Source organism: Frondihabitans sp. 762G35, assembly GCF_002074055.1.
Lineage (GTDB): Bacteria > Actinomycetota > Actinomycetes > Actinomycetales > Microbacteriaceae > Frondihabitans.
In genome coordinates this window covers 2,778,291-2,801,891 of sequence record NZ_CP014619.1, presented here as the reverse complement: position 1 = coordinate 2,801,891, position 23,601 = coordinate 2,778,291, and the positions used below count along the sequence as shown (strand labels likewise).

Annotated in this window: 22 protein-coding genes; 11 read left to right on the top strand and 11 right to left on the bottom strand. The window is 71.2% G+C overall.

Going from position 1 to position 23,601, the window contains the following annotated elements; all coding sequences use genetic code 11:
• Nucleotides 1–80 precede the first annotated feature (80 nt).
• The 5 genes from AS850_RS13255 to AS850_RS13235 all read left to right on the top strand — a co-directional run bounded on the left by AS850_RS13255 (nt 81) and on the right by AS850_RS13235 (nt 5,514).
• Nucleotides 81–758, top strand: coding sequence for a response regulator transcription factor (locus tag AS850_RS13255; protein ID WP_119869541.1), 678 nt, complete (start codon nt 81–83; stop codon nt 756–758).
• Nucleotides 751–2,577, top strand: a complete 1,827-nt coding sequence (locus AS850_RS16835) for a sensor histidine kinase (RefSeq protein ID WP_236940722.1) — start codon at nt 751–753, stop codon at nt 2,575–2,577. Before AS850_RS13255 ends, AS850_RS16835 begins: the two co-directional genes overlap by 8 nt.
• A gap of 75 nt (nt 2,578–2,652) precedes the next feature.
• On the top strand, nt 2,653–3,324 hold the full coding sequence (locus AS850_RS13245; RefSeq protein ID WP_119869540.1) for a hypothetical protein: 672 nt from the start codon (nt 2,653–2,655) through the stop codon (nt 3,322–3,324).
• 236 nt (nt 3,325–3,560) lie between these two features.
• Complete coding sequence (locus tag AS850_RS13240; protein WP_236940721.1) at nt 3,561–4,433, top strand: alpha/beta fold hydrolase; 873 nt, start codon at nt 3,561–3,563, stop codon at nt 4,431–4,433.
• A gap of 31 nt (nt 4,434–4,464) precedes the next feature.
• Nucleotides 4,465–5,514: a lipoate--protein ligase family protein gene (locus AS850_RS13235; protein ID WP_119869539.1), complete on the top strand. Its 1,050-nt coding sequence runs from the start codon at nt 4,465–4,467 to the stop codon at nt 5,512–5,514.
• Nucleotides 5,515–5,527: 13 nt separating this feature from the next.
• Here AS850_RS13235 and AS850_RS13230 read toward each other — a convergent pair whose 3' ends face one another.
• Nucleotides 5,528–5,812: a GNAT family N-acetyltransferase gene (locus tag AS850_RS13230; RefSeq protein ID WP_119869538.1), complete on the bottom strand. Its 285-nt coding sequence runs from the start codon at nt 5,810–5,812 to the stop codon at nt 5,528–5,530.
• Nucleotides 5,813–5,871: 59 nt separating this feature from the next.
• Between AS850_RS13230 and AS850_RS13225 the strand changes: the two genes are divergently transcribed.
• The gene (locus tag AS850_RS13225) at nt 5,872–6,720 is read left to right on the top strand and encodes a DNA-methyltransferase (protein WP_119869537.1); all 849 of its coding nucleotides are present in this window, start codon (nt 5,872–5,874) and stop codon (nt 6,718–6,720) included.
• A gap of 148 nt (nt 6,721–6,868) precedes the next feature.
• On the opposite strand, the gene AS850_RS13220 is transcribed toward AS850_RS13225, so the two are convergent.
• Both AS850_RS13220 and AS850_RS13215 read right to left on the bottom strand, forming a co-directional pair.
• Nucleotides 6,869–7,372 carry a flavin reductase family protein gene (locus AS850_RS13220; protein ID WP_119869536.1) on the bottom strand — a complete coding sequence of 168 codons (504 nt, stop codon included), beginning with the start codon at nt 7,370–7,372 and terminating at the stop codon, nt 6,869–6,871.
• Between the two features lie 202 nt (nt 7,373–7,574).
• Nucleotides 7,575–9,452, bottom strand: coding sequence for an MDR family MFS transporter (locus tag AS850_RS13215; protein WP_119869535.1), 1,878 nt, complete (start codon nt 9,450–9,452; stop codon nt 7,575–7,577).
• Between the two features lie 281 nt (nt 9,453–9,733).
• Here AS850_RS13215 and AS850_RS13210 point away from each other — a divergent pair, with 281 nt between their 5' ends.
• Together AS850_RS13210 and AS850_RS13205 are read left to right on the top strand one after the other, a co-directional pair.
• Complete coding sequence (locus tag AS850_RS13210) at nt 9,734–10,501, top strand: SDR family NAD(P)-dependent oxidoreductase (RefSeq protein ID WP_119869534.1); 768 nt, start codon at nt 9,734–9,736, stop codon at nt 10,499–10,501.
• 161 nt (nt 10,502–10,662) lie between these two features.
• The gene (locus AS850_RS13205; RefSeq protein ID WP_164088460.1) at nt 10,663–11,547 is read left to right on the top strand and encodes an amidase domain-containing protein; all 885 of its coding nucleotides are present in this window, start codon (nt 10,663–10,665) and stop codon (nt 11,545–11,547) included.
• A gap of 94 nt (nt 11,548–11,641) precedes the next feature.
• On the opposite strand, the gene AS850_RS13200 is transcribed toward AS850_RS13205, so the two are convergent.
• The 8 genes from AS850_RS13200 to AS850_RS13165 are packed head-to-tail and all read right to left on the bottom strand — an operon-like array spanning nt 11,642 to nt 19,897.
• Nucleotides 11,642–12,166 carry a hypothetical protein gene (locus AS850_RS13200; RefSeq protein WP_119869532.1) on the bottom strand — a complete coding sequence of 175 codons (525 nt, stop codon included), beginning with the start codon at nt 12,164–12,166 and terminating at the stop codon, nt 11,642–11,644.
• Nucleotides 12,163–13,515, bottom strand: a complete 1,353-nt coding sequence (locus AS850_RS13195; RefSeq protein WP_119869531.1) for a DUF58 domain-containing protein — start codon at nt 13,513–13,515, stop codon at nt 12,163–12,165. The genes AS850_RS13200 and AS850_RS13195 overlap by 4 nt, the downstream gene beginning before the upstream one ends.
• Nucleotides 13,512–14,534 carry an AAA family ATPase gene (locus tag AS850_RS13190; RefSeq protein ID WP_236940720.1) on the bottom strand — a complete coding sequence of 341 codons (1,023 nt, stop codon included), beginning with the start codon at nt 14,532–14,534 and terminating at the stop codon, nt 13,512–13,514. Before AS850_RS13190 ends, AS850_RS13195 begins: the two co-directional genes overlap by 4 nt.
• Complete coding sequence (locus AS850_RS13185; RefSeq protein ID WP_123955516.1) at nt 14,531–15,118, bottom strand: hypothetical protein; 588 nt, start codon at nt 15,116–15,118, stop codon at nt 14,531–14,533. The genes AS850_RS13190 and AS850_RS13185 overlap by 4 nt, the downstream gene beginning before the upstream one ends.
• Nucleotides 15,115–15,873: a DUF4129 domain-containing protein gene (locus AS850_RS13180; protein ID WP_164088459.1), complete on the bottom strand. Its 759-nt coding sequence runs from the start codon at nt 15,871–15,873 to the stop codon at nt 15,115–15,117. The genes AS850_RS13185 and AS850_RS13180 overlap by 4 nt, the downstream gene beginning before the upstream one ends.
• A gap of 51 nt (nt 15,874–15,924) precedes the next feature.
• The gene (locus AS850_RS13175; RefSeq protein WP_119869528.1) at nt 15,925–16,719 is read right to left on the bottom strand and encodes a ferritin-like domain-containing protein; all 795 of its coding nucleotides are present in this window, start codon (nt 16,717–16,719) and stop codon (nt 15,925–15,927) included.
• Nucleotides 16,720–16,739: 20 nt separating this feature from the next.
• The gene (locus tag AS850_RS13170) at nt 16,740–19,079 is read right to left on the bottom strand and encodes an SDR family oxidoreductase (protein WP_119869527.1); all 2,340 of its coding nucleotides are present in this window, start codon (nt 19,077–19,079) and stop codon (nt 16,740–16,742) included.
• Nucleotides 19,076–19,897, bottom strand: coding sequence for a hypothetical protein (locus AS850_RS13165; protein ID WP_119869526.1), 822 nt, complete (start codon nt 19,895–19,897; stop codon nt 19,076–19,078). Before AS850_RS13165 ends, AS850_RS13170 begins: the two co-directional genes overlap by 4 nt.
• A 77-nt stretch (nt 19,898–19,974) precedes the next feature.
• Between AS850_RS13165 and AS850_RS13160 the strand changes: the two genes are divergently transcribed.
• The 3 genes from AS850_RS13160 to AS850_RS13150 are packed head-to-tail and all read left to right on the top strand — an operon-like array spanning nt 19,975 to nt 23,443.
• Entirely contained in the window at nt 19,975–20,754 is a 780-nt protein-coding gene (locus AS850_RS13160; protein WP_119869525.1) for an SDR family NAD(P)-dependent oxidoreductase, read from the top strand.
• On the top strand, nt 20,751–21,737 hold the full coding sequence (locus AS850_RS13155) for a lysophospholipid acyltransferase family protein (RefSeq protein WP_236940719.1): 987 nt from the start codon (nt 20,751–20,753) through the stop codon (nt 21,735–21,737). The genes AS850_RS13160 and AS850_RS13155 overlap by 4 nt, the downstream gene beginning before the upstream one ends.
• A complete protein-coding gene (locus AS850_RS13150; protein WP_335589174.1) occupies nt 21,734–23,443 on the top strand; it encodes an FAD-binding oxidoreductase in 1,710 nt (569 codons plus the stop codon). The genes AS850_RS13155 and AS850_RS13150 overlap by 4 nt, the downstream gene beginning before the upstream one ends.
• The last annotated feature ends 158 nt before the right edge of the window (nt 23,444–23,601 follow it).

Sequence of the window (23,601 nt, the reverse complement as noted above, 5' to 3'; positions counted from 1 at the left end):
CGAGACCATTTTCAGGCGCTTCAGCCCAGCTTCAGCGCGGAGCCGCCAGGATGGGCTCACGACAGCGGAGGAGGGGCGGCGTGCGAGTACTGGTGGTCGAAGACAACGCCGCGTTCGCGGAAGGGCTCCGGCTCGGTCTCGAGGCCGAGGGCATCGCCGTCGACCACGCCGCCACCGGGACCGACGGGCTCTGGCGCACGCAGGAGGTCGCCTACGACGCCGTCATCCTCGACATCATGCTGCCCGAACTCTCGGGCTACAGCGTCTGCCGGTCGATGCGCGAGGCCGGCAACTGGACCCCGGTCGTCATGCTCACGGCCAAGGACGGCGAGTGGGACGAAGTCGAGGGGCTCGACACCGGCGCCGACGACTACCTGACGAAGCCGTTCTCGTTCGCGGTGCTGCTCGCTCGGCTTCGCGCGCTGGTGCGGAGGGGTGCGCGCGAGCGGCCCACGGTGCTGACCGCGGGCGACCTGCGACTCGATCCCGCGTCTCGGAAGGTCTGGCGGGGCGAGTCGCCGATCGAGCTGACCACGCGCGAGTACACGGTCCTCGAGTTCCTGCTGCGCAACGCCGGCGTCGTCGTGACCAAGCGGCAGATGCTCGACGACATCTGGAACGACGATTTCGAGGGTGACCCCAACATCGTGGAGGTCTACGTCCGGCACCTCCGCAACAAGCTCGACCGACCGTTCGGGCGCGATGCCATCGAGACGGTCCGGGGCGCCGGCTACCGGTTGGCGGCAGACGGTGGGTGAGCCCGGCGGCCCGTCGGGGCGGTCCGGCGGGTCCAGGCCGCGCCGCGGTTCCCTGCGGCTGCGGATCACGCTCGCGGCCATCGCGATCGTCGGTGTCACGCTGGTCGGCGCTTCGGCGGTCTTCGCCGTGGTCCAGCGAGCCGTCCTCGAGCAGGGCATCCGTTCGTCGGCGACCGCCGACGCGGAGCGCGTGCTCGCTCGACTCGAGACCGGGGCGACTCCCGACGCCGCGGTGGAGGTCGACTCGTCGGTCGAGAGCGGCTTCGTGGCCGTGGCCTCCGCCTCGTCCGGGGTCGTCCTCGCGACGGGTGGCGATCCCGACTCGATGCGGCTCTACCGGGAGTCGGCGCCCGCCGTCCAGAGCGGCACCCTCGTGCTCGGCGGGCAGCGGTATCTCGTCTCGTCGACCGACGCCACCGATCGGTCGACGCCCGCGCCGACGGTGACGATCACGCCGCCGGCCGACGACCGCGGGGGCAGGTCCGGGTCGGATGGCGCGTCGACGGGCGCCGCGTCGGCGGTGCCGGACGACTCGACCTCGGGATCGAGCGGCGGGTCCGGCCGGTCTTCGGGCGGCTCGGGGAGCTCGGGTGGTTCGAGCGGTTCGACATCCGGGGGCTCCGGTTCGGGCGGGTCCGGGAGCTCGGGCGGCTCCGGGTCCGGAGGCTCCGGGTCCGGCGGCTCCGGGTCGTCCGGTGGCTCGAGCACGGGCGGCGGCGCCGACGACGCGCTCTCGGCGCTGACGCCCGGCTGGCTCTCGTCGTCGGGGACGGCGGCGTCCTCGTCGGCCGCGGGCCCGTCCGCCGCGGGTTCGACGGCCGCGGGCAGCGGCCCTGCGGCGCAGTACCTCGTGCTGGCGGCGCGGTCCACCGCGGCGGCGGAGGCGACCGAGCGCGCGACGGTGTCGACCCTGGCGGTGCTGATCCCGATCCTGCTGCTCGTCATGGCCGCGACCACGTGGTTCGTCGTCGGCCGCGCGCTGCGGCCCGTCGAGAGGATGCGCCGCGAGGTCGCCGGCATCACGGCGTCCCAGCTGTCGAGGCGACTCCCCGATCCCGGCGGTGCCGACGAGATCTCTCGCCTCGCCTCCACCCTGAACGACATGCTCGACCGCCTCGATTCGGCGGCCGCGGCTCAACGTCGTTTCGTGTCCGACGCGTCGCACGAACTGCGTTCGCCGCTCGCGGTCATGCGGCAGCACGCGGAGGTGGCGAAGTCGTACCCCGAATCGCTGCCGCCCGGCCAGCTCGCCGAGACCGTCCTCGCCGAGGGAGACCGCCTCGCCGATCTCGTCAGCGCGATGCTCCTGCTGGCGCGTGCCGACGAGGGGGCGCTGGCGCGAACGGTGCACACCGTCGATCTCGACGACGTCGTCCTGGCCGAAGCGTCCCGTCTGCGAGCCACGGGCCGACTCGTCGTCGACTCGTCGCGCGTGCAGGCCGCCCGATTGCAGGGCGACGCGGGGCTTCTCTCGCAGGTGGTGCGCAACCTCGCCGACAACGCTGCTCGACACGCGGCCGGCACCGTGCGGCTCGAGCTTCTCGACGACGACGGCGGTTCGGTCCGGCTGGCCGTGGAAGACGACGGGTCCGGCATCGAACCCGACGAGCGCGAGCGCGTGTTCGAACGCTTCGTCCGGCTCGATGAGGCGCGGGCTCGCGAATCCGGCGGCAGCGGCCTCGGCCTCGCCATCGTCCGCGGCATCGTCGCAGGGCAAGGAGGGTCGGTGCGCGTCACCTCCGGCGAGCTCGGAGGCGCCCGCTTCGAGGTGGTGCTCCCTCGCGCCGCGGAGCCCGACGCGCCCGTCGACGCCACCTGAACAGATCTTCAGAACGCTTCAGGATCGCTTCAGCGCCACCCTGTGACTCTGACCTCACCCAACCAGGAGGTCACCATGAACAAGCTCCGCAGCTTCACCCGTCCGACCCTCTCCCGTCCTTCGACGTGGATCATCGGTGGCACCGCCGTCGCCGCCCTCGTCCTCGGCGGGACGGGCGTCGCATTCGCCTCGCAGGGCGCTGACGACGTCGTCCCGCACGTCTCGTCCTCGGCGACGCCGTCCGCTTCCGCCGCTCCCCGCGTCGACGACCACGGTGTTCACACGACCGGCACCGACGACCACGGCGGGCGCCGCGGTGGGTCCGGGTCGCGATCGGCCGACGATCGCTCGCACCGCTCCGCAGGCGTGGCCGCCGCGACCGTCGCTCCCTCGGGCGACGACGCGGCCGCCACGGTCGACGACCACGGTGTCGACGCGCCAGGCACCGACGACCACAGTGTCGACGCACCGGGCACCGACGACCACGGTGTTCACACGACCGGCACCGACGACCACGGCGACGACGGCACGGCCGTCGCGGCTCCCGCGCCCGTCGCGGCTCCCTCGGCAGGCCCGACGTCGGCTCCCGCAGCCGACGACAGCGGTCACCACGGCGATTCCGGCGCGTCGACATCGAGCGGTCACGGCAGCGACGACACCGCCGCCCACTCCGGCTCCGGGCGCCACGGCGGCGACGACACCGGTGTCGACGACAACGGTTCCGGCGGCCACGGCTCCGACGACTAGCCGTCGCCCCTCCCCGTGCACCTGCTCCACGAAGACGACGCCGCCGGCTCCCACCGGCGGCGTCGTCGTGCGCGCGTCCGTCGTGCACGCGTTCGATGCGCGTGAACCATCGGGTCCGGCTCGTCGACGCGACCGGCGGCCGGATGGGCGTCGGCGTCGACGCGACCGCTTCGCAGGCGGGCGACGCAGCGGAGCGGAAGTGGAGCGGAGGCCGACGCAGGTGGGAAGATGACGCCGTGCCCACCTTCGAAGCAGCCCGCGGCGACTACGAGTTCGTCGATTCCTTCGGCGTCACGATCGCCTACTACGCCTGGAAGGTCGGCAAGCCCCGCGGCGTCGTCCAGATCGTCCACGGTGTGGGCGAGTGGGCTCTCCGCTACGAACCGCTCGCGCAGGTCCTCGTCAACGCGGGCTACTCCGTGTACGCGAACGACCACCGCGGGCACGGGCGCACCGGTATCGGCCAGTGGGGCGAGGGCAGCGGTCGGCTCGGGCGCCTGGGGGAGGGCGGGTTCGACGCGGCGATGGCGGCGGTGCGGCAGCTGACGGGCATCCTGCGCGACGAGAACCCCGGCGTGCCCGTCATCGGGCTCGGGCACTCGCTCGGCTCGCTGATGATGCAGATCGCCATCAACGACCACGCCGACGACTTCGACGCCGCGGTCCTGACCGGAACCGCGTACCGGACCCCGCGCTCCATGAACGGCGGCGACCTCAACAAGCGCCACGCGCACCTCGGTACGACCGGGTTCGAGTGGCTCAGCCGCGACCCGGCCGTGGCCGAGGCGATGGCCTCCGACCCGCGGGCCGTGGAGGCGACCGTCCTCAAGCTCTTCGGCCTGCAGGATGCCCTGAAGCTCTTCGGCCGCCCCGCGAAGCACCTCGCCCGCGACCTCCCGCTCCTCATCCAGGTGGGCAGCGACGACACCCTGGGTGGCACGGCCAGCGCCGAGAAGCTAGCCCACGCCTATCTCAACCGCAGCCACCTGAGCGACGTCGAGCTGATCGTCTACGACGGCGCCCGTCACGAGGTCTTCAACGAGACCAACCGCGACGAGGTCATGAGCGACCTCGTCGGCTGGCTCGATGCCCGTTTCGGCGCGGCTTAGGCTCGGCGCCGGCGCGGCGTAGGCTCGCCCCATGCACGGTGAATACAAGGTCCCCGGCGGCAAGCTCGTCGTGGTCGACCTCGACGTCCGAGACGGCCGCATCGCGTCGTTCCGCCTGGCGGGCGACTTCTTCCTGGAGCCCGACGACGCCCTGGAGGCCATCGATCGCTCGATCAACGGCCTCGACGCGGCCTCCGACTCCGCCGCCATCGTCGCCGCGATCCGGGCGGGGCTGCCCGAGGGCACCACGATGCTCGGCGTCACGCCGGAGGCCATCGCCGTCGCGATCCGCCGCTCCCTGAGCCGAGCGACCGACTGGCGCGATTACCCGTGGGAGATCATCCACGACGCCCCGGTCTCGCCGAACCTCCACCTCGCCCTCGACCAGGTGCTCACCGAGGAGGTCGGCGCCGGTCGGCGCGGGCCCACCCTCCGCTTCTGGGAGTGGAAGGAGCCCGCCGTCGTCATCGGCAGCTTCCAGTCGCTCAAGAACGAGGTCGACCCGGAGAACGCCGAGAAGTTCGGCTTCCAGGTGGTGCGCCGGATCTCGGGCGGCGGTGCCATGTTCATGGACGCCGAGTCGATCGTCACCTACTCGCTCTACGCACCCGGAGACCTGGTGCAGGGGATGAGCTTCGCCGACTCGTACGCCTACCTGGACGAGTGGGTGATCACCGGGCTCAAGGCCATGGGGATCGACGCGTTCTATCAGCCGCTCAACGACATCACGAGCGCCAAGGGCAAGATCGGCGGGGCGGCGCAGAAGCGCCTCGGCAACGGCGCGCTCCTCCACCACGCGACCATGAGCTACGACATGGACGGCGAGAAGATGGTGCAGGTGCTCCGGATCGGCCGCGAGAAGATGAGCGACAAGGGCACGACGAGCGCCGCCAAGCGCGTCGATCCGCTGCGGTCGCAGACGGGACTCCCGAGGGCCGAGGTGATCGAGCGGCTCAAGCAGACCTTCACCGGGCTCTACGGGGCGACGGTCGGGCACGTGACACCCGAGGAGATGGCCCAGGCCGAAGAGCTCGTCCGCACGAAGTTCGCGACGCCGGAGTGGCTGGCGCGCGTCCCCTGAGCGGGCCGGCGCGTCAGCGTTGCGTGAGCTCCTGGTAGTCGGGGTGCCGCTCGATCCAGGTGGCGACGTACGAGCAGGCCGGGATCACCCTCCGGGTGGACGAGGCGCGGACGTCGTCGAGCGCGTGCTGGACGAGCGTGCCCGCGTACCCCTTGCCCTGTCGCGACGGGTCGACCTCGGTGTGCGTGAAGGCGATGCTGTCGCCTGTGATCTCGTAGGCGGCGAACCCGACGGTGGCCCCGTCGTCGAGGATCGTGTACTGGGCCTGGGCTTCGTCATTGCGGACTTCGACGGTCATCCCAGCACCCTACGCCGGGCCTGGTCGGGAGAAACCTGAACGACCGACAGAATAGGGGGATGCCCCTCGACTGGACCCCCGACTCCGGCGACATCGTCGCCCTGGGGGAGAACCTCGAGGTCGTCGCGACGCTGCCCGACGGCGCGTTCACGGTGGTGTACCTCGATCCGCCGTTCAACACGGGTCGGAGTCAGACCCGCCACGAGACGACCTCCGTCCGAGGCTCCCGCGCGGGTGCGGTCACGGGGTTCAAGGGCGTCCAGTACGAGCGGATCCGCGGTGATCTGATGAAGTACGACGACCGGTTCGACGACTACTGGTCGTTCCTCGAGCCGCGTCTCGCCGAGGCGTGGCGGCTCCTGGCCGACGACGGCACGCTCTACCTCCACCTCGACTACCGCGAGGCGCACTACGCGAAGGTCCTGCTCGACGCGCTCTTCGGGCGGGCGTCGTTCCTGAACGAGATCATCTGGGCCTACGACTACGGGGCGAAGAGCAGGAGCCACTGGCCGACGAAGCACGACACGATCCTGGTCTACGTGAAGAACCCGCAGGGGTACCACTTCGATTCGTCCGCCGTCGACCGCGAGCCGTACATGGCGCCCGGGCTCGTCACGCCCGAGAAAGCGGAGCGCGGCAAGCTGCCGACCGACGTCTGGTGGCACACGATCGTGTCGCCGACCGGGCGGGAGAAGACCGGTTATCCGACGCAGAAGCCGGAGGGCATCCTGCGCCGCATCGTCCAGGCGTCGAGCCGCGAGGGCGACTGGATCCTCGACTTCTTCGCGGGCAGCGGCACCACGGGGGCGGTCGCCTCGGCTCTCGGTCGACGCTTCGTGCTCGTCGACAGCAACCCCGACGCCGTCGCCGTCATGCGCAAGCGCCTCCCCGCGGCCACCTTCGTCTGACGCCCGCGCTCGAGCGCCCCGCGCCCGAGCCCCCCCCGCCTCCGGCGCCGAGTGGACGCTCCTCGACGGTTTCGCGCGGAAACGCGTCGCCAACTGTCCACTCGCGGCCCGGGCTGGGCTGGGAGGGGGGAGGGGGAGGGGAGGCCCGCTAGGCGGACTTGAGCAGCTGCTTGAACGCCGAGCCGTGGAAGACGAGCGGCGCGATCGCGTCGTCGGCGTAGAGCGCCGTCACCTCGAGCAGGATGAGGGTATGGTCTCCGGCCGGGTACTCGGCGTACGCCTTCGTCTCCAGCCACACGGGGGAGCCGTGCACGAAGAGGGCCCCCGACGCGGTCGTCTCGAGATCGAGGTTCTCGAAGCGGGTCGACTTGTCTTTGGCGGCGATCTGCCGCGCCGTCTGGCCGTGCGTCTCGCCGAGCACCGAGATCCCGATGCGCTCAGCCCGTTTGAGCACGGGCCACGTGGTCGACGTGTTCTGCACGGAGAACACGACCAGGGGAGGCTCCAGGGAGACGCCCACGGTGAACGACGACGCGATGAGCCCCTCGGGAGCGCCGTCGACCTCAGCCGCCAGCGCGACGACGCCCGACGGGAAGTACGAGAACGTCGTGCGCAGGAGCTGCGGGTCGGGCGAGTAGGGGGTCAGGGCCATGGGGGGTTCCTTCATCGGGGTGTCACGTCCATCGTTCCACTCCGGGCCCGATGAGGGCTCCCAGGGAGGCGCCAGATGACTCTCTGTTGCGGCCGACCCGCGGCCGCTCGGCGGTGCCCGGTGTCGGGGCTGCCCCGTGCCGGGACGCCGATGGCCCGGCTCCCTCCCGCGGGGGAGAGCCGGGCCATCGGCCGGGGCATCGTCAGTCGGTGACGGGGGAGTCGCCGGCGGCGTGCCGACCGTGCTCCGGTCCGTCGGCGGCGTGGCGGTGGTGCTTCGCGTCGGGAACCGCGTCGACCGGCGCGTCGGCCGCGTGGTGGGTCGGTTCCGGGGTCACGGGCGAGACGGGCGATCCCGTGATCTGCGGGGAGGTCGTCCCGGTCGCTGCCACGGCACCGACCAGGGCGCTGTCGGCCTCGGCGTCGGCCTTCGCCGCTGCCGCCGTGGCGTCCTGGTGCGCGGCCTCGTCCATCGCGGACCGCGTGCGGAGCGGAGCGGGACGGAGGAAGAAGCTCAGGACGAAGGCCACCGCGACGACCGCGAGGGCGATCGTGAAGACGGTGACGCTCGCGTTCGCGAAGCCGGCGAGGAACGGGGCCTTGAGGGCCTCGGTGGCGTTGTTCAGGAACGACGTGTTGCCGTTGAGGGCGTTGCCCAGGGCGCTGAAGTCGCCGCCCGCCGCCTGCTTGAGGTAGCCCAGGAGGGTGGCGTTGTTCGGATCCTGCAGGACGGACTGATCGGCGAGGGCCTTCTGCTGCGCCGCGGCCAGCGTCGGGTCCTTGAAGGCGTTCGGGATGGTGGTGCCGAGGCGCGAGAACAGCACCGAGAAGAGCACCGCGGTGCCCAGCGTGCCACCGATCTGGCGGAAGAACGTCGAGGACGACGTGGCCACACCGATGTCGCGGGGTCCGACGGCATTCTGCGAGGCGAGGGTCAGCGTCTGCATGAGCTGGCCGAGGCCGAGGCCGACGAGGATCATGCCGACGGAGAGGTACCACCACGGCTTGTCGTAGGTGAGGGTCGTGAACCAGGCGAAGCCGGCGATCATGAACGCGGTCCCGATCGGCGGGAACATCTTGTACTTGCCGGTTCGGGAGATGATCTGACCCGAGACGATCGAGGAGATCATCAGGCCGAGGATCATCGGCAGCATCTGGAAGCCCGACTGCGTCGGCGTGGAGCCGTTCACGAGCTGCAGGTAGAGCGGCACGGTGAGGAGCGCGCCGAACATGCCGAAGCCGACGAGGACGCCCAGGACGGTCGCCATCGAGAAGGTGCGCGAGCGGAACAGCTTGAGGGGGATGAGAGCGGCGTCGCCCATCATGCGCTCGGTCACGATGAACGCGACGATGCCGAGTCCGCCGATGACGTAGCAGAGCCACGCGTTGAACGAACCCCAGCCCCAGGTGCGGCCCTGCTCGGCCACGAGGAGCAGCGGAGCGGCGGAGACGATGACGAAGATCGCGCCCCACCAGTCGATGACGACGTTGGCCTTGCGGGTCTGCCCGGGGATGTGGAGGAACGCCGCGACGATGACGAGGGCGATGACGCCGATCGGGACGTTGAGGAGGAACACCCAGCGCCAGCCGGTGATGAAGAGGATCTGGTTCGCACCGGCGAACAGTCCGCCGATCAGCGGGCCGATGACGCTCGAGACGCCGAACACGGCCAGGAAGTAGCCCTGGTACTTCGCGCGCTCGCGGGGGGCGAGGATGTCGCCCATGATCGTCAGCGGCAGGGCCATCAGGCCACCGGCACCGAGGCCCTGGAGGCCGCGGAAGGCCGCCAGCATGTACATCGAGGTCGAGAACGACGCGGCCGCGGAGCCGACGAGGAAGATGACGATCGCGATGAGGAAGAGCGGACGCCGGCCGAAGAGGTCGGAGAGCTTCCCGTAGATCGGCGTCGCGATCGTGGAGCAGATCAGGTAGGCGGTCGTGACCCAGGCCTGCTGGTCGAGGCCCTTCAGGTCGTCGCCGATCGTGCGGATCGCCGTGCCGACGATCGTCTGGTCGAGGGCGGACAGGAACATGCCCGCCATCAGGCCGAAGATGACGAACAGGATCTGCCTGTGCGTCATGAGGCCCTGCCTCTCGGCGGGAGCCGCTGTGGGAGCGGCGGTAGCAACCCGGGACATCTGGTTCTCTCTCGTCTGTGGATGGAAGAGCTCGTGCGGCTGCGGCCGAAAAAGAGCGAGCCACCGTGCTCGGCCGTCGTGGCCTGGGAGCGGTGGCTGGAAAGCGCACACCAAAGTTGCGTGCGGTGCAAATTTACACGACTGCCACGATTTTCGCGACCTCGGATCTCGAAGCGGTGTGGGACCATGATCGGACGTCCGTCCGCAGTGATCAAGGGAGATCCGTGACCGTCCTCGACTCGTTCGTCCTCACCGGCAAGACCGCCGTCGTCACCGGGTCCACCCGAGGCCTCGGGAGGGCCTTCGCCCGTGCCCTCGCCGAGGCGGGCGCCGCCGTCGTGATCGTCGGTCGCGACCGGGAGGCGGCGAGCGAGGTCGAGGCGGAACTCACCGCCCTGGGAGCCCGGGTCGCCGTGGTGCCGGCCGACGTGACGGTGCGAGCGGACGTGGAGCGGCTCCTGCGCGAGTCGGTCGAGGCGTTCGGGCGGGTCGACATCCTCGTGAACAACGCCGGCGCGTGCATCCACAAGCCGACCCTCGAGGTCACCGACGAGGAGTGGCGCAGCGTCATGGGGGTGAACCTCGACGGCCTCTTCATCGCCAGCCAGGTCTTCGGCCGGCACATGATCGACGCCGGCGGCGGGACGATCGTGAACGTCGGATCCATGTCGGGGGCGATCGTCAACCGCCCCCAGTGGCAGCCCGCCTACAACGCGTCGAAGGCAGCCGTCCACCACCTGACCAGGAGCCTCGCCGCCGAGTGGGCGCCGCTGAACGTCCGCGTGAACGCGATCGCGCCGGGCTACATGCACACCGACATGGCACCCATCCACGAGGAGCGCTTCCAGCGCCACTGGATCGAGGACGCCCCGCAGCAGCGCGCCGGCGAACCGCGCGAGCTCGGCCCGGCCATGGTCTTCCTGGCGAGCGACGCGTCGAGCTTCATGACGGGGTCGGTGCTGACGATCGACGGCGGGTACAGCGTCTTCTGACCCGCGTCTCCTGCTCGCTCGGGGGTTCGTGAGAATCGTGTGAAGGCTCGAATGTTAGTCTGACGCCCGCCGGAATCGGCCCGGCCGACTGCCGGGCCGTCGGCGGACGACAGGGGTGTGGCCGGATGCGGCGTGGCGGAAGCAAGCGGGTCGGGGTGGTCGTGGCGACGCTCGCGGCGATGACCCTCGTGGCAGGATGCTCGGCCGGCGGATCGGGGACGGGCTCGCTCGGCGAGACCAGCATCGGGCAGGGCACGCCCCGGCCCTCCGCCGCGACGAGCGGCGTCGTCGCCATCGCCCCGGCGTCGGGCTCCGTCGTCGGGGGGCAGAGCGTCACGCTGACCGGGACCGGGTTGACCGGTGTCGACCGGGTCACGTTCGACGGGGTCGCCGCCTCGCGGGTGACGGTCGCCGGGAGCACGCGGGTCACGGCGGTCGTGCCGCAGGCGGTCGACTTCCAGCCGGCGACGGCGGTCGTCAAGGTGTTCCGGGGCTCGACCGAGGTCCGGGCTGCGTCGGCCGACGGTCTCTCCTACGGGTGGACGGTGACGACCGGGGTCGATCGCGAGATGCAGTACGCCTTCGCGCACTGGAGGACCGCGAGCTACAACCCCGCCTATTACGACTTCAACGCGGTCGGCGGCGACTGCCAGAACTTCGTGAGCCAGTCGCTCGCGGCCGCGGGCCTGCCTCAGACCGACGACTGGTTCTATCGGTCGCAGAGTGCGCACAGCGAGTCGTGGGGTTACGCGCCCACGTTCGACGACCACCTGGAGGACACCCCCTCGCTCGGCTTCACGAAGCGGACCGACGCCCAGCGATCCCAGCTCCGCATCGGCGACCTCGCCTACTTCGACTGGAATCACAACGGCGTCCCCGACCACGTCATGATCGTCTCGGGCGTCTCCACGGTCGACGGGAAGACGACCGTGAAACTCGTCGGGCACAACCTCGACGCCGACTACCGCGATCTCGACGTCGCCATCACGAAGGACCACCCGGGTTCCACCGTGTGGTTCTACACGCTGCCCGCTTCGCTGCGCTAGCGGCCAGCGGCCAGCGGCCAGCGGCTAGCGGCCAGCGGCCAGCGGCCAGCGGCCAGCGGCAGGCGTCAGGCGTCAGGCGTCAGGCGCCGGGCGGCTACCGCGTGGGGCGCAGGAGCGCGGGCACGACGAACGCGAGCGCGACGACGAGCGCCGCTCCCGCGCCCACGATGCCGAGCCAGGCGATCGACACGGCCTCGGGGCGGCGCAGCAGCCCCAGGACCACGAAGGCGGCCGCCTGCGCGACGACCTGGATCGCGACGAAGCGCAGGAGCGGCCGGCGCAGCACCGCCAGCTGCACGCGCGAGCGCCGGGGCAGCCACGCCGACAGCAGCCCCGTGGCGAACACGAGGTGCGTGGCGAGGAGCACGAGCGCCAGCCGCCCGGAGTATCCGGGCAGGCCGGTCAGCGTCTGGGCCACGGCGAGCTGCAGCACGAGGAGCGCCGCGAAGGGCCCGCGCGGCACGGCAGCCGCGGCGACGAGGAGCGCGAGCGCGATCGCCAGCCAGCCGCTGATCCCGACGACGAGCCAGATGGCGAGGCCGCCCGCGACGACGCCGAGCGCCGTCACCGCCTCCGACGGGAGGGTCCGGCCGATGTCGGGGAAGCCGGCTCTGCTCATCGCATCCTCCGGGGGCGGCTCAGCAGGCGGAGCTGGACGGCGGGCACGTTCTCGCCGTCGGCGGCCTGCCAGCGCACCCGCTCGACTCCTGCGGCGGTCATCCCGTCGAGACGCTGGTTGCGCTCGAGCATCAGCAGGCGGAAGGCGGCCTTCTGCTCGCGCGACGTCTTGTCGGTCGCGGGCTCCGGCAGGACGTCGACGGCGACGACGCGGTGCCCCGTCGCGGCCCAGGTGATCGCCATCGTGGCGGCCTGGTCGTCGAGGAAGGTCGAGAGCACGACGACGAGCGAGGACGACGGCAGGATCGGGGTGCGGACCGAGGTCACCGGCTCGCCGCTCGGGGCGGCCGTCGCGATCGTCGACTGCAGCCGCTCCAGGTGCCGTGTCCCCCCGCCCGGCTCCACCGATCGCGCGGTGCCGGCGAGGTCGCGGAGCCCGACCCGGTCGCCCGCCGTGATGTACGCGGCGGCGAGGGAGGTCGCCGCCTCGCGGGCGAGATCGAGGGAGGTCGCGGTGGGGGCGCCGCCGCGCGCGCCGCTCCAGCGCGTGACGTCGGAGCCGAGCTCGTCGCGGTCGTCGACGACGAGCATCACGATGGCGTCGGCCGTGGCGAAGGAACGCCGGACGTAGAGCTCGCCGGGGCGCTGTGCGCGGCGGGCGGTCGCCTTCCAGTCGATCCGGCGGAGCCGGTCGCCGGGGGCGAACAGCGCGACGTCGCGGAACTCGCCGCCCTCGCCCGGGTTCGCGGAGCCGTGCGCCCCGGTGATGCCGACGACCCGGTGCGGCAGCGGCAGGCTCTCCATCCGGAGCCGGGGGGCGGGGATGAGCCTCGAGCTGATCGGGCCGGGGGCGGGGCTGCTGACCGAGGTGCCGCCGTCCGCGAGGAGCGAGTAGTGGAGGCGCACGATCTCCTGCGGACCGGAATGCGTCACGGGGATGCGGCCGGAGAACGAGGCCGCCGTCGCGCAGTCGACGGCGAAGCGGTGCGTGACGTCGTCCCCGCCGACGAGGTGCAGGGAGACCGCCTCGACGCCGTCCGGCAGCTCTGCGCGGACGGTGTAGCGGACACCGCTCGCATCGTCGTCGGGGCGGAGGGCGGTCGTCATGGCGACGCCGTCCGCGCGTCGCGGGCGGCGTTCGAGCCCGACCACGGCGCTCACGATCAGCGGCAGCGCGACGAGCGCGAACACCGGCTGCTTCGTCACGAGGCCGAGGGCGGCGAGCAGGAGGCCGACGGACGCCCCGTAGGCGACCGCGGGGTTCACCGACCAGCGCGGCACGTCGAGGGACGTGTCGACGGGCGCACCGGCCGCGTCGTCGGGGTGGTGGGTCGGGGCGGGATCCGTCACCGCGACTCCTGCGCGCCGCCGCGGGCGCCGACGGCCGGCGGGCCGGCGACCGCACCCACGATCTGGGCGACCACGGAGGCGGCGTCGACGCCGTTCGCCCAGGCCTGCGGGGTGAGGGAGATCCGGTGCGCGAGGACGGGGATCGCCGCCGCCTTGACGTCCTCCGGGGCGACGAAGTCGCGGCCGTCCATGACGGCGCGGGCGCGGCCGACGAGCATCAGGCCCTGAGCGCCGCGGGGCGAGGCTCCGACCTGGACGTCGCGGTGGGTGCGCGTCGCCGTCACGAGGTCGACGCAGTAGAGCGCGATGTCGGGGTCGACGTGGACGCTCTCGACGGTGGCCTGCATCCGCAGCAGCGTCTCGGGGGACACCACCGCCGTGACCGTGGCCACCTCGCGGCGTCGGTCGACCCGGTTGAGGAGCACCCGCTGCTCGCTCTCGCGGCTCGGATAGCCGACGGCCAGGCGCACCATGAAGCGGTCGAGCTGCGCCTCGGGGAGCGCGTAGGTGCCCTCGTACTCGATCGGGTTCGAGGTCGCGATCACGTGGAAGGGGCGAGGCAGGGGGAAGCTCTGGCCCTCGACGGTCACCTGGCCCTCCGCCATCGCCTCCAGCAGGGCCGATTGCGTCTTCGGCGAGGTGCGGTTGATCTCGTCGGCGAGGAAGAGCCCCGTGAACACCGGCCCGGGGCGGAAGACGAACTCCGACGTCGACGGCGCGTAGAGGAACGAGCCCGTGATGTCGGAGGGCAGGAGGTCGGGGGTGCACTGCAGCCGTCGGAAGTCGAGGCCGGACGCCTCCGCGAGGCTCCGAGCGGCGAGGGTCTTGCCGAGCCCGGGGACGTCCTCGAAGAGCACGTGACCACCGGCGAGGATGCTCGCGAGGGCCAGGCCCAGGGGGTCGCGCATGCCGACCACGACGCTCCCGACCTGGTCGAGGATGTCGGCCGCGAGGCGCGAGACCTCCTCGACGGAGAGCGGCTGGGCGTTGTCGATCGACGGTTCGGTGGCGGTGGTCACGAGGGCCTCTCGGTGGATGCGGTGGGTGCGGTGGGTGCGGGTGCCTCGGGGGAGGCGGCAAGCGTCTGCGGGGTCCGCCGCGGCTCCGGCGCCGAGCGGGACCCGAGGCCCTCGAGGGCGCTCAGGATCCGCGTGAACGACGCGAGGTCGAGCGTGCCCTGGCGCGGGGCCGTGAGGATCTTGACGACGCTCGGCGCGAGGACGCTCTCGACGGCGGAGCGGTCGTCGGGCGAGAAGAGGTCGAGTCCGTAGAGGAACCAGAGCCGGTGCCGGGCCGCCTCCCGGGCCCGGGCGAGCGATTTGTCGGCGACGCCGCCGCGGGAGCGCATCGACCAGCCGAGCGTCTCGATGTCGCGGCGCGCCCCGGGCGTGCGGCGCGCCTCCGGTTGCGGCCAGTCGAGGGGAGGCGCCTCCTGGACCGCGACCCAGGTGAAGCCGACGGCCGCGACGGCCGCGGCGACGAGGACGGAGGGCAGGACGTCGAGCCCGAAGAACCAGCAGAGGAACCCCACCACGGCCGCCGCGACGAGCACCAGCACCGAGAGGCGGCGGAGCGGTGGGGCGAACAGCCTCGGGGGCCTCACGGGGTGGCCTCGGCCGTCGACCACTGGGTCGACAGGGTCTCGAGGGCGCGCCTGGCGGCCCTCACGTCGTCGTCCGTCGCCGTGGCGTCGCCGAACCGCACTGCGAGGTAGAGCCTCCGCAGGGTGTCGAGGGGTGCCCTGTCGACGTCGACGAGGCGCAGGATGCGCGTGGTGAACTCCGTCGGCGTCTCGCTGATCTGCCGCGTCCAGCCGGCGTCCTCGGCCGCCTCCTGCAGGCCCAGCCAGGCGGCCACGATGGCGTCCGTCGGCGGACGGTCCCCGTCGAGGACGTCGATGGCGCGCAGGAGCCCGCGTCGCAGGTACGGCGCGCTCGTCTCGACCGTCGGTTCGGCGTCGGGTGCCACCGCGCCGAGGCCGTCGAGCGGGGCGACGACCCCCTCCACCGCGTCGCGCCTCCGAGCTCGGTACCAGCGCACGGCGGCGAACACGATGACGCCGAGGACGAGGGCGAGGAGGACGAAGAGGATCCAGGTCAGATTCGGGGTGGCGCCCGAGTCGGCCGGGGCCGGAGTCCGCGTCGACGGGGCGCTCGGAGGGGGCTGCGCCGCGGACGTCGGCGAGGGCACGACGGCGGAGCTGCCGGGGAAGAGGAAGCGGGGACCGGAGAACGTCAGCGGGCTCGAGAACGCTGCCGCGACGGCGATGAGGACCACGAGGGCTCCCGACCCGACGAGGGCCACCGGCAGCGTGCGCCGGTGCTCCGTCGGGCGCGCGTCGTCAGATCGTCCCGCCATGCCCTGAACGGTACCCGATGCCGCCGACCGTCTCCGGAGACGGTCGGCGGCTCAGGCGGCGACGCCGAGACCGTCGAGCGCCTTCTCGAAGATGGTGAGGCCCTTCATGCCGGGCAGGCTGGCGATGTTGTTGTCGAGCTTGCGCATCTCGCGGCGACCGTCGGGGCCGCTCATGATCTGACCGAAGACGAACTGCACGTCGTCGCGCTCCATGATGCTCGACCCGACCGGAGCCCAGAACTTCGAGAGCAGGAGCCGCGTGAGCTTCTGAGCGCGCGCGCTCTTCTCGAGCCGGGCGCGGGCCTGCGAGACGTAGAACGCCACGTGACGAGCCTCCTGGCGGGCGATGCGGCGCAGGAGCTCGCCGAGGACCGGGTCGGTCTCGAGGTCGGCCATGCGCTTGTATGCGCTCACGGCGGACCACTCGTTGGCGGCGCCCCACGACATGTGGACGGCGACGAAGTCGCTGCCGACGATCTTGCCGAGCATCGACTGCTTGATCGGGTCGAGCCGGTCGCGCCACCCGAGCTTGAGCCGCGAGGCGCGGAGGGCGTCGTAGTCGACCGTGATGCCGTGCACCTCGAGGACGGCGCCGAGGGCCTCGCCGTGCCAGAACTCCTCGCGGTTCCACATCGTCATGAACGTCGAGATGTCGCCGTCCTTGTGCGAGGGCGTCGTGAGCAGGTCGCGGGTGTAGCAGACGGTGTGGTACTCGACGTCGGCCATGTAGCGGAGGGTGCGGAGAGTCCCGGGCGAGAGGGGGTTCTCGCGGAAGTGATCGAGATCGAGGTCGTCCCAGCCCAGGCGCTCGGAGGTGGCGGCGTACTTGTCGATGTCGAATGCCATTACATGTCGGAAGAGGAATATTAAGCCTCTTCCACTCCCTTCGGGGTGCTCTTCTCAGCCGCTCGCGCCGCGTCGGTGACGTGCTTCGAGGTTAGCTCGTATGGTCCGCGCTTCCAATCGCGGATCCTCCACTTTCTTCGGAGCGCCTCCCGCGAGAGATTGGCGTCGGGGTTCACGGCGCTCGGATTGCCCAGGAGTTCGAGCCAGACGAGGTCCGCGTGGCTATCACCGTAACCGTAGGACGCTGAGAGATCGAACCCGTTCGTCTCCGCGTACTGGCGCAGCCAGGCCGCTCTGGCCTCGTCCACCAGAGGGGGCGCTGCCAGGTAACCGGTGAAGATGCCGTCGCGAGCATGCATCGTCCCGGCGACGACCTCGTCGAAGAGGCCGGCGAGCGGCTCGACCAGGGTTCCGATGGATCCGGTCACGAGGACGGTGCGGTGTCCGGCCGCGCGGTGGAGGGCGATCCGCTCCAGGGCCTCGGGCATCGTGTGCCGGAGCATCGTCTGACCGAAGTTCTTCGCCACGACCTCCTCGAGTCGCGCGACCGGCATCCCGGCGTAGCGACGGAGGAAGGCCCGGATGAACTCGCCGCGGTCGCGCTGCTCGGCGCGGAGATAGCCCGGGAGCGACGCCAGGAGACTCGCCACCTCACCCGGCCACGTCGCCTTGCCGAAACCGGACGAGCGCACCCAGAGGTACTGCTCCACGATGTTGGAGTCGACGACGGTGCCCTCGAGGTCGAACACCGCGACGACGTCGCTGCGCTCGGGGAGGGCCGACTCGGGTCGGGCCGAAGACGGCGGCCGCACGACGAACGCGCGCGTCATCGTGGTGACCGCGGGGAAGTGGATCTCCTGGAAGTACTCCTCCCAGTCGATGTCGGTCACGTCGAAGCCGCGGTCTCGGGAGACGGCTTCCGGCTGGGTCGCGACCAGCGCATCCTGCAGGGCCTTCGTCTTGCGGTCGCCGAAGATGATCTCCGACTGGATGTAGTGCCGGTAGAGATCGGTCAGGCTCTGGAGCGACTCGAGGTCGGCCCGGCGTTGGTCGACCTCCGTGAGCGCCTTCCGCGTGCGGTCGGTGGACGGCATCCGGATGAACACGGACTCGCGGGCGTCGTTGATCCGGGAGCGCAGCCGCAGGGCCCGCTCGACCTTGCGGCCACCGGGGAAGCGCCAGGTCGCGGCCTCGATGGAGCCGCTGTCGGGCGTGGGCACCGGATTGGCGGTGAAGAAGGCGCTGAGGTTCGAGAACATCCGGTGGATCGGGAACGGGTTGCTCGCCCCCGAGCTGACGTGGAAGTACTGGGTCTCGTCCGGCTTCGGATTGGCCGCCACGAGCAGGATCACGTTCACGACGAAGTCCACCGGGATCACGTCGAGCACGCTGTCGGGAAGGCCGGGGAACTCCGGGAGCATCCCGCGCCCGTAGGCCATGATCAGCGGGTCGGCGACCTTGAAGCCGTCGATCCAGCCCGGGTAGGGGTGGCGCAGCGCACTCTCGACGATGGCGGGTCGGACGAACGACAGCCGGTGCCCGGCCGCCGCCCACAGCTCCTCGCCGGCGCGCTCCGCGAAGGCTTTCGTCAGCGTGTAGACGTCGGTCCAGCCGAGGCTCTCGGCGCGCATCCTGCCGTGGTCGACGAGCTTGGCCTTGACCCACGCGACGCGCCCGGCCTCGGCCTCGCGCGAGACTGCGAGCGGCCCCTCCTTGCCGTGCTTGGCCCGCGCCTCGGCCACGAAGCGACGGAGCACCTCCGGCTGCCGGGAGGCGAGCTCGACGCGGAACCGTGCGGCGCGCGCCGCCTCGAACTCGGTCCGCCAGTCGACGTCGTGCGTCAGCGAGGCCTCCGGGAAGATCCCCTTGCGGAGCCCGCCCACGTAGGCGGTGGAGACGTGCACGACGTAGGGGTCGGTCCCCGTGGCGAGGAGGGCCTCGTAGAGCCCGACCGCACCGCCGACGTTCGTCTCGAACGCCTGGTCGATGGGCGGGTCGAAGGAGACGCTCGAGGCGCTGTGGATGACCACGTCGAGATCGTGCGGAAGCGGCGGCACCGAGTCGAGGCCGCCCTCGAGGACACGGAGACGAGTCGTCAGGGCCCGCTCGACCCCCTCGTCGCCGACGCGCTCCCGCCAGGAGCGGAACACGGGCTTCCGCAGGAGGTGGCGCAGGCGGTCGACGCCGGACGTGCTGCCCTTCGTACGGATCAGCAGCGACACGGTCGTGTCCGGGTGCGAGGAGAGGAGGCGCTCGAGGATCGCCTGCCCGACGAAGCCCGTCCCTCCGGTGAGGAAGACGTGCTTGCCGCCGAGGTCGACGCCGAGGTCGGGATGCGGGACGGGTGTCGGGGTGCTCACGGGATCAGCTTTCTGGCCGTGGCGCTGCCGATGGCCTCGGTCATGCCGGGGAGCCCGGCCACGCGCTCACCGATGGCGGAGGCGCGACGACCGCCCTCCTCACCGCCGAACACGAACGATTCGAACAGGTCGCGGTCGGTCGCGGCGCGTTCCACGGCGCCGATCGGCCAGACGGCGGCCAGGAGAGCGGCGCGGGTCTGGCGCACGGCGCGGCCGGAGTCGCGGAGACGCCAGTCGGTCTCGTCCGCGAAGAACTCCTCGTGCCGGGCCTTGATGGACTGGATCCGTGCGACCAGGTCGCGGAGCGCGGGGTGGGGCGTCGTCTCGCGCAGACGGTCGTATGCCGCTCGGAGAATCCATTCGTCGACGAGGCCGGTCGCCATGTGCACGGCGACGATCGGAGCGCCCAGCCCGACCGCGATGACCGCGCGTCGGATCGGCCCGCGACGCTCGACGGCCTCGCCGACCCCGTGGCGCTTGGTGCCCTCGGGAACGTTCTTCGTCCGCTCCAGACCGTGCTTCTCCAGGACGGCGTCGAGAGCCTCGGCGATCCAGAACTTCTCGAACGCCCAGGTGACGAGGAAAGCGGTCACCCGGGCGTCCTTGTGCGTGGCCGTGACGAGGAGATTGCGGAGGTGCTCCATCGTCGCCGCCTCGAGGCGCGTGAGATAGCGGACGAGGTCGAGGGTCGCCCCGTCGAGAGGAGTCGCCTCGAACGACGCGAGGTCGAGCTCGGAGCGGAAGTCGCCCTGCGCGGTGCGCGTGAATCCGCGGATGTCGAAGGGTTCGTCGCTCCGCGCGCCACTGGTCGTAGTCATGAAACGTTTGCCTCCGGAGCGGGTCTGAGCAGTGATCGATGCACGAAGTTGCCCTCCAGCACCGTATCGTAAGCGGCATGGCTGTAGCGCTCGTGACGGGGGGCACATCCGGCATCGGAGCCGAATTTGCCCGCCAGCTCGCACATCGTGGATACGACCTCGTTCTCGTCGCTCGAGACGAGGTCCGTTTGGAGACGACGGCGGCGGAACTGCGGGTCCTCGGCCGCACGGTCGAGATCCTTCCGGCCGACCTCGCCGACCGCGCCGCCGTCGACCGCGTGGCCGACCGGCTCGCCGATCCCGACCGCCCGATCGAGCTGCTGGTGAACAATGCCGGATTCGGCATGCATGTCCCGCTGACGTCCGAGGACGTCTCCGCGCATGACCTCGGCTTCGAGGTGATGTGCCGCGCCGTGCTCGTGCTGTCGGGGGCGGCGGCGCGCGGGATGCGGGAGCGCGGCTCCGGCCGGATCGTCAACGTCTCGTCCACGGCGGGCCTCCTCGCGATGGGGACCTACTCGGCCATCAAGGCCTGGGTCACCTCGTTCTCGGAGGGTCTGTCGGTCGAGCTGCGGGGGACGGGCGTGACCGTCACCGCGCTCCTTCCGGGCTGGGTGCGCACCGAGTTCCATCAGCGCGCCGGGATCCGCGCCTCGAGCATCCCAAACTCCCTCTGGCTCGACACCGAACAACTGGTGTCCGCGTGCCTGCGCGACGTCGACAGGGGAAAAGTGATCTCCATACCCACCGTTCGGTACCGAGTGCTCGTCGGACTGCTCCGACACGCTCCCAAGAGCGCTGTGCGCGCCGTCTCGGCGAAGATCTCGTCGAGCCGCCGCACCCCGGTGAACTCGTGATCCGCGACGACGAGGCGAAGCGGGCCTCGACCGACGAGCCCGAGGCCTCTGACGCTCCCGCGCACGACCAGGCGCACCTCTCCGACCGGATCCATGTCGTGGCCGGACGCGTGTCCGACGCCGCCGGCGAGGTGGCCGGCCGCATGTCCGACGCCGCCGGCGACGTCGCGGGCCGCGCCGGCGACGTGGCGGGGCGCGTCGGCGACCGAGCCGTCGACGTCCGCGACCGCTTCAACTCGCGCGTCCACGCGTCGGCGCGCTTCGTGGCCCAGCGCTGGGTGATGAAGCCGACGATCTGGTCCGTCACCGACGTGACCGTCCTCGGTCGCGAACGCCTCAAAGGCCTCGAGGGCGGCTTCATCCTGATCGCCAACCACTCGAGCCACCTCGACGCGCCCCTCATCGTCGGGGCGCTGCCGCGCAAGCTCTCGCGCTACCTGGCGACCGGAGCCGCGGCCGACTACTTCTTCGACGTCTGGTGGCGTCGCGGGCTCACCTCCCTCTTCTTCAACGCCTTCCCCATCCAGCGCGGCAGGTCGCGCGGGAAGGGCCGCGCGGAGAAGTCGGAGCCCGAGGCCAAGCGATCGGAGCGCAGGAGCGGCCGGGCCGATCCCACGGTCAGCGCCGCGTCGCTCCTGCAGCGCGGATTCCCGGTGCTCGTGTTCCCGGAGGGGACCCGCTCCAAAGACGGAGTGATGGGCCCGTTCAAGCCCGGAGCCGCGCGCCTCGCGGCGGCCTGCGACGTCCCGATCGTGCCGCTCGCGCTCATCGGCGCCAACATCGCGCAACCGCGCGGCACGAGCTGGCCGCGGCCCGGACGACTCCCCGTCGGCGTGGCCTTCGGCGACCCGATGCGACCGGAGCAGGGGGAGACCGCGCTGGACTTCTCCGCCCGGCTGCGCACCGAGATCCTGCGACTCAAGACCCAGTATTCGGCGGATATCCTTGGGGCGTCCGCACCATCCGAAGGAGCACGTCCGTGACCGATCTCAAGCCGTCGACGACCTCGGGAGCCACCGACGGGCCCGACGTCAAGCACATGAAGTGGTGGGGCTGGGGCCTCGAGGGGACCGCCTTCCACCACGACGACAAGCCGGCCTTCGCGCCGTTCGTCAAGAAGATGGTCGGCGTCGACCTCAACTCCGAAAGCGTCGCCGTGGCTCCTGCCTTCGACGACCTCGACATCCCGTCGTCGCGCCTCACGGCGGACGTCGCGGGCGCGCTCTCGCTCATCGTCGGCGAGGACCACGTCGTCATCGGCGACATGGAGCGCGTCGTGCACACGTACGGCAAGAGCATCCGCGACCTCATCCGGATCCGCAACGGCGTCTTCCCCCGCACCCCGGACGCCGTCGTCTACCCGGCGACCGAGTCGGAGGTCGCCAAGATCGTCGCCGCCTCGACCGAGCACGACTTCGTGATCATCCCCTTCGGCGGCGGCAGCAACATCGTCGGCAGCCTCGAGCCCATGCCCGGCGAGGACCGCATCGTCATCTCCCTCGACATGGGCCGCCTCGACCGCGTGCTCGACATCGACGAGGACTCCGGGCTCGCCCGCATCCAGGCAGGCACGCAGGGCCCCGACATCGAGGCGCAGCTCAATCCGCGCGGCTGGACCCTCGGTCACTTCCCCGACAGCTTCACGCACTCGACCCTCGGCGGCTGGGTGGCGACGCGTTCGTCGGGCATGCAGTCCGACAAGTTCGGCGACATCGCCGACATCACCCGGGGTCTCCGCATGGTGCGACCCGACGGCGTCGTCGTCATCCGGGCCGTTCCGTCGGCCTCGACCGGACCGAGCCTCCGCGAGATGATCCTCGGCAGCGAGGGCCGTCTCGGCGTGATCACCGAGGTCACCGTGCAGGTGCACCGCATCCCCGAGAAGCGCGAGATCCTCGCCTACCTTTTCCCGACCTGGGAGGCTGGCCTCAAGGCGATGCAGGCCATCGCGGAGTCCGACGCGACGCCGTCGGTGACCCGCGTGTCCAACGAGTTCGAGACGGAGATGTCGTTCGCGACCTCCAAGGAGAGCAAGGGCGTCTCGGCGCTCGTCATGCAGGGGCTCCAGCGCTTCCTCAAGGTCAAGGGCTGGGACACCGCGAAGATGTGCCTGTCCTTCATCGGCTACGAGGGCAGCGACGAGCACGTCGACCGCAACCAGAAGCTCGTCAACAAGATCGTCAAGAAGTACGGCGGGCTCGGGGTCGGCAAGGGGCCGGGCGTGCTCTACGACCAGAAGAAGTTCGACACGCCCTACCTGCGCGACTTCTTCCTCGACCACGGCGGTGCGGCCGACGTCTCCGAGACGTCCGCCCCCTGGTCGAAGCTGCTCCCGCTCTACAACGGCGTCTACGCCGCCGCGAACCGGGCGTTCGAGAAGGTCGGCGTGCAGGGCCTGATCATGGCGCACCTCTCGCACTCGTACCACACGGGCGCCTGCCTCTACTTCACGTTCGCGTTCGAGCACGGCGACCGGCCGCTCGAGCAGTACGACGTGGTCAAGAAGGCCATCCAGGATGCCTTCATCGCCGAGGGCGGAACCGTCTCGCACCACCACGGCGTCGGCCTCGAGCACGCCCCGTGGATGCGCGACGACGTCTCGGCTCCCGGGCTCGCTCTGATGCAGGGGCTGCTCGACTCGGCCGACCCGGCCGGGCGCTTCAACCCCGGCAAGGTGACGGGCAAGTAGGTCGGGGCGGGCTGCGCCCGCCGCTGTCTGCGCGCGCACCGCGCGCCCCCGCCCCGCCCCCCCCGAAACTCCACAACACGCCGCTCACTTTCGCTGGGCGTGGCAAATTGTGGAGTCTCGCGCGGTGGCGCGAGCCGTCTCTCCGCGAGACTCCACAA

Bases quoted from the DNA above. Each gene is read 5' to 3' on its own strand.
- AS850_RS13245 (WP_119869540.1), top strand. From the start codon at position 2,653: ATGAACAAGCTCCGCAGCTTCACCCGTCCGACCCTCTCCCGTCCTTCG.
- AS850_RS13235 (WP_119869539.1), top strand. From the start codon at position 4,465: ATGCACGGTGAATACAAGGTCCCCGGCGGCAAGCTCGTCGTGGTCGAC.
- AS850_RS13230 (WP_119869538.1), bottom strand. From the start codon at position 5,812: ATGACCGTCGAAGTCCGCAATGACGAAGCCCAGGCCCAGTACACGATC.
- AS850_RS13225 (WP_119869537.1), top strand. From the start codon at position 5,872: ATGCCCCTCGACTGGACCCCCGACTCCGGCGACATCGTCGCCCTGGGG.
- AS850_RS13220 (WP_119869536.1), bottom strand. From the start codon at position 7,372: ATGGCCCTGACCCCCTACTCGCCCGACCCGCAGCTCCTGCGCACGACG.
- AS850_RS13215 (WP_119869535.1), bottom strand. From the start codon at position 9,452: ATGACGCACAGGCAGATCCTGTTCGTCATCTTCGGCCTGATGGCGGGC.
- AS850_RS13200 (WP_119869532.1), bottom strand. From the start codon at position 12,166: ATGAGCAGAGCCGGCTTCCCCGACATCGGCCGGACCCTCCCGTCGGAG.
- AS850_RS13180 (WP_164088459.1), bottom strand. From the start codon at position 15,873: ATGGCGGGACGATCTGACGACGCGCGCCCGACGGAGCACCGGCGCACG.
- AS850_RS13175 (WP_119869528.1), bottom strand. From the start codon at position 16,719: ATGGCATTCGACATCGACAAGTACGCCGCCACCTCCGAGCGCCTGGGC.
- AS850_RS13165 (WP_119869526.1), bottom strand. From the start codon at position 19,897: ATGACTACGACCAGTGGCGCGCGGAGCGACGAACCCTTCGACATCCGC.
- AS850_RS13160 (WP_119869525.1), top strand. From the start codon at position 19,975: ATGGCTGTAGCGCTCGTGACGGGGGGCACATCCGGCATCGGAGCCGAA.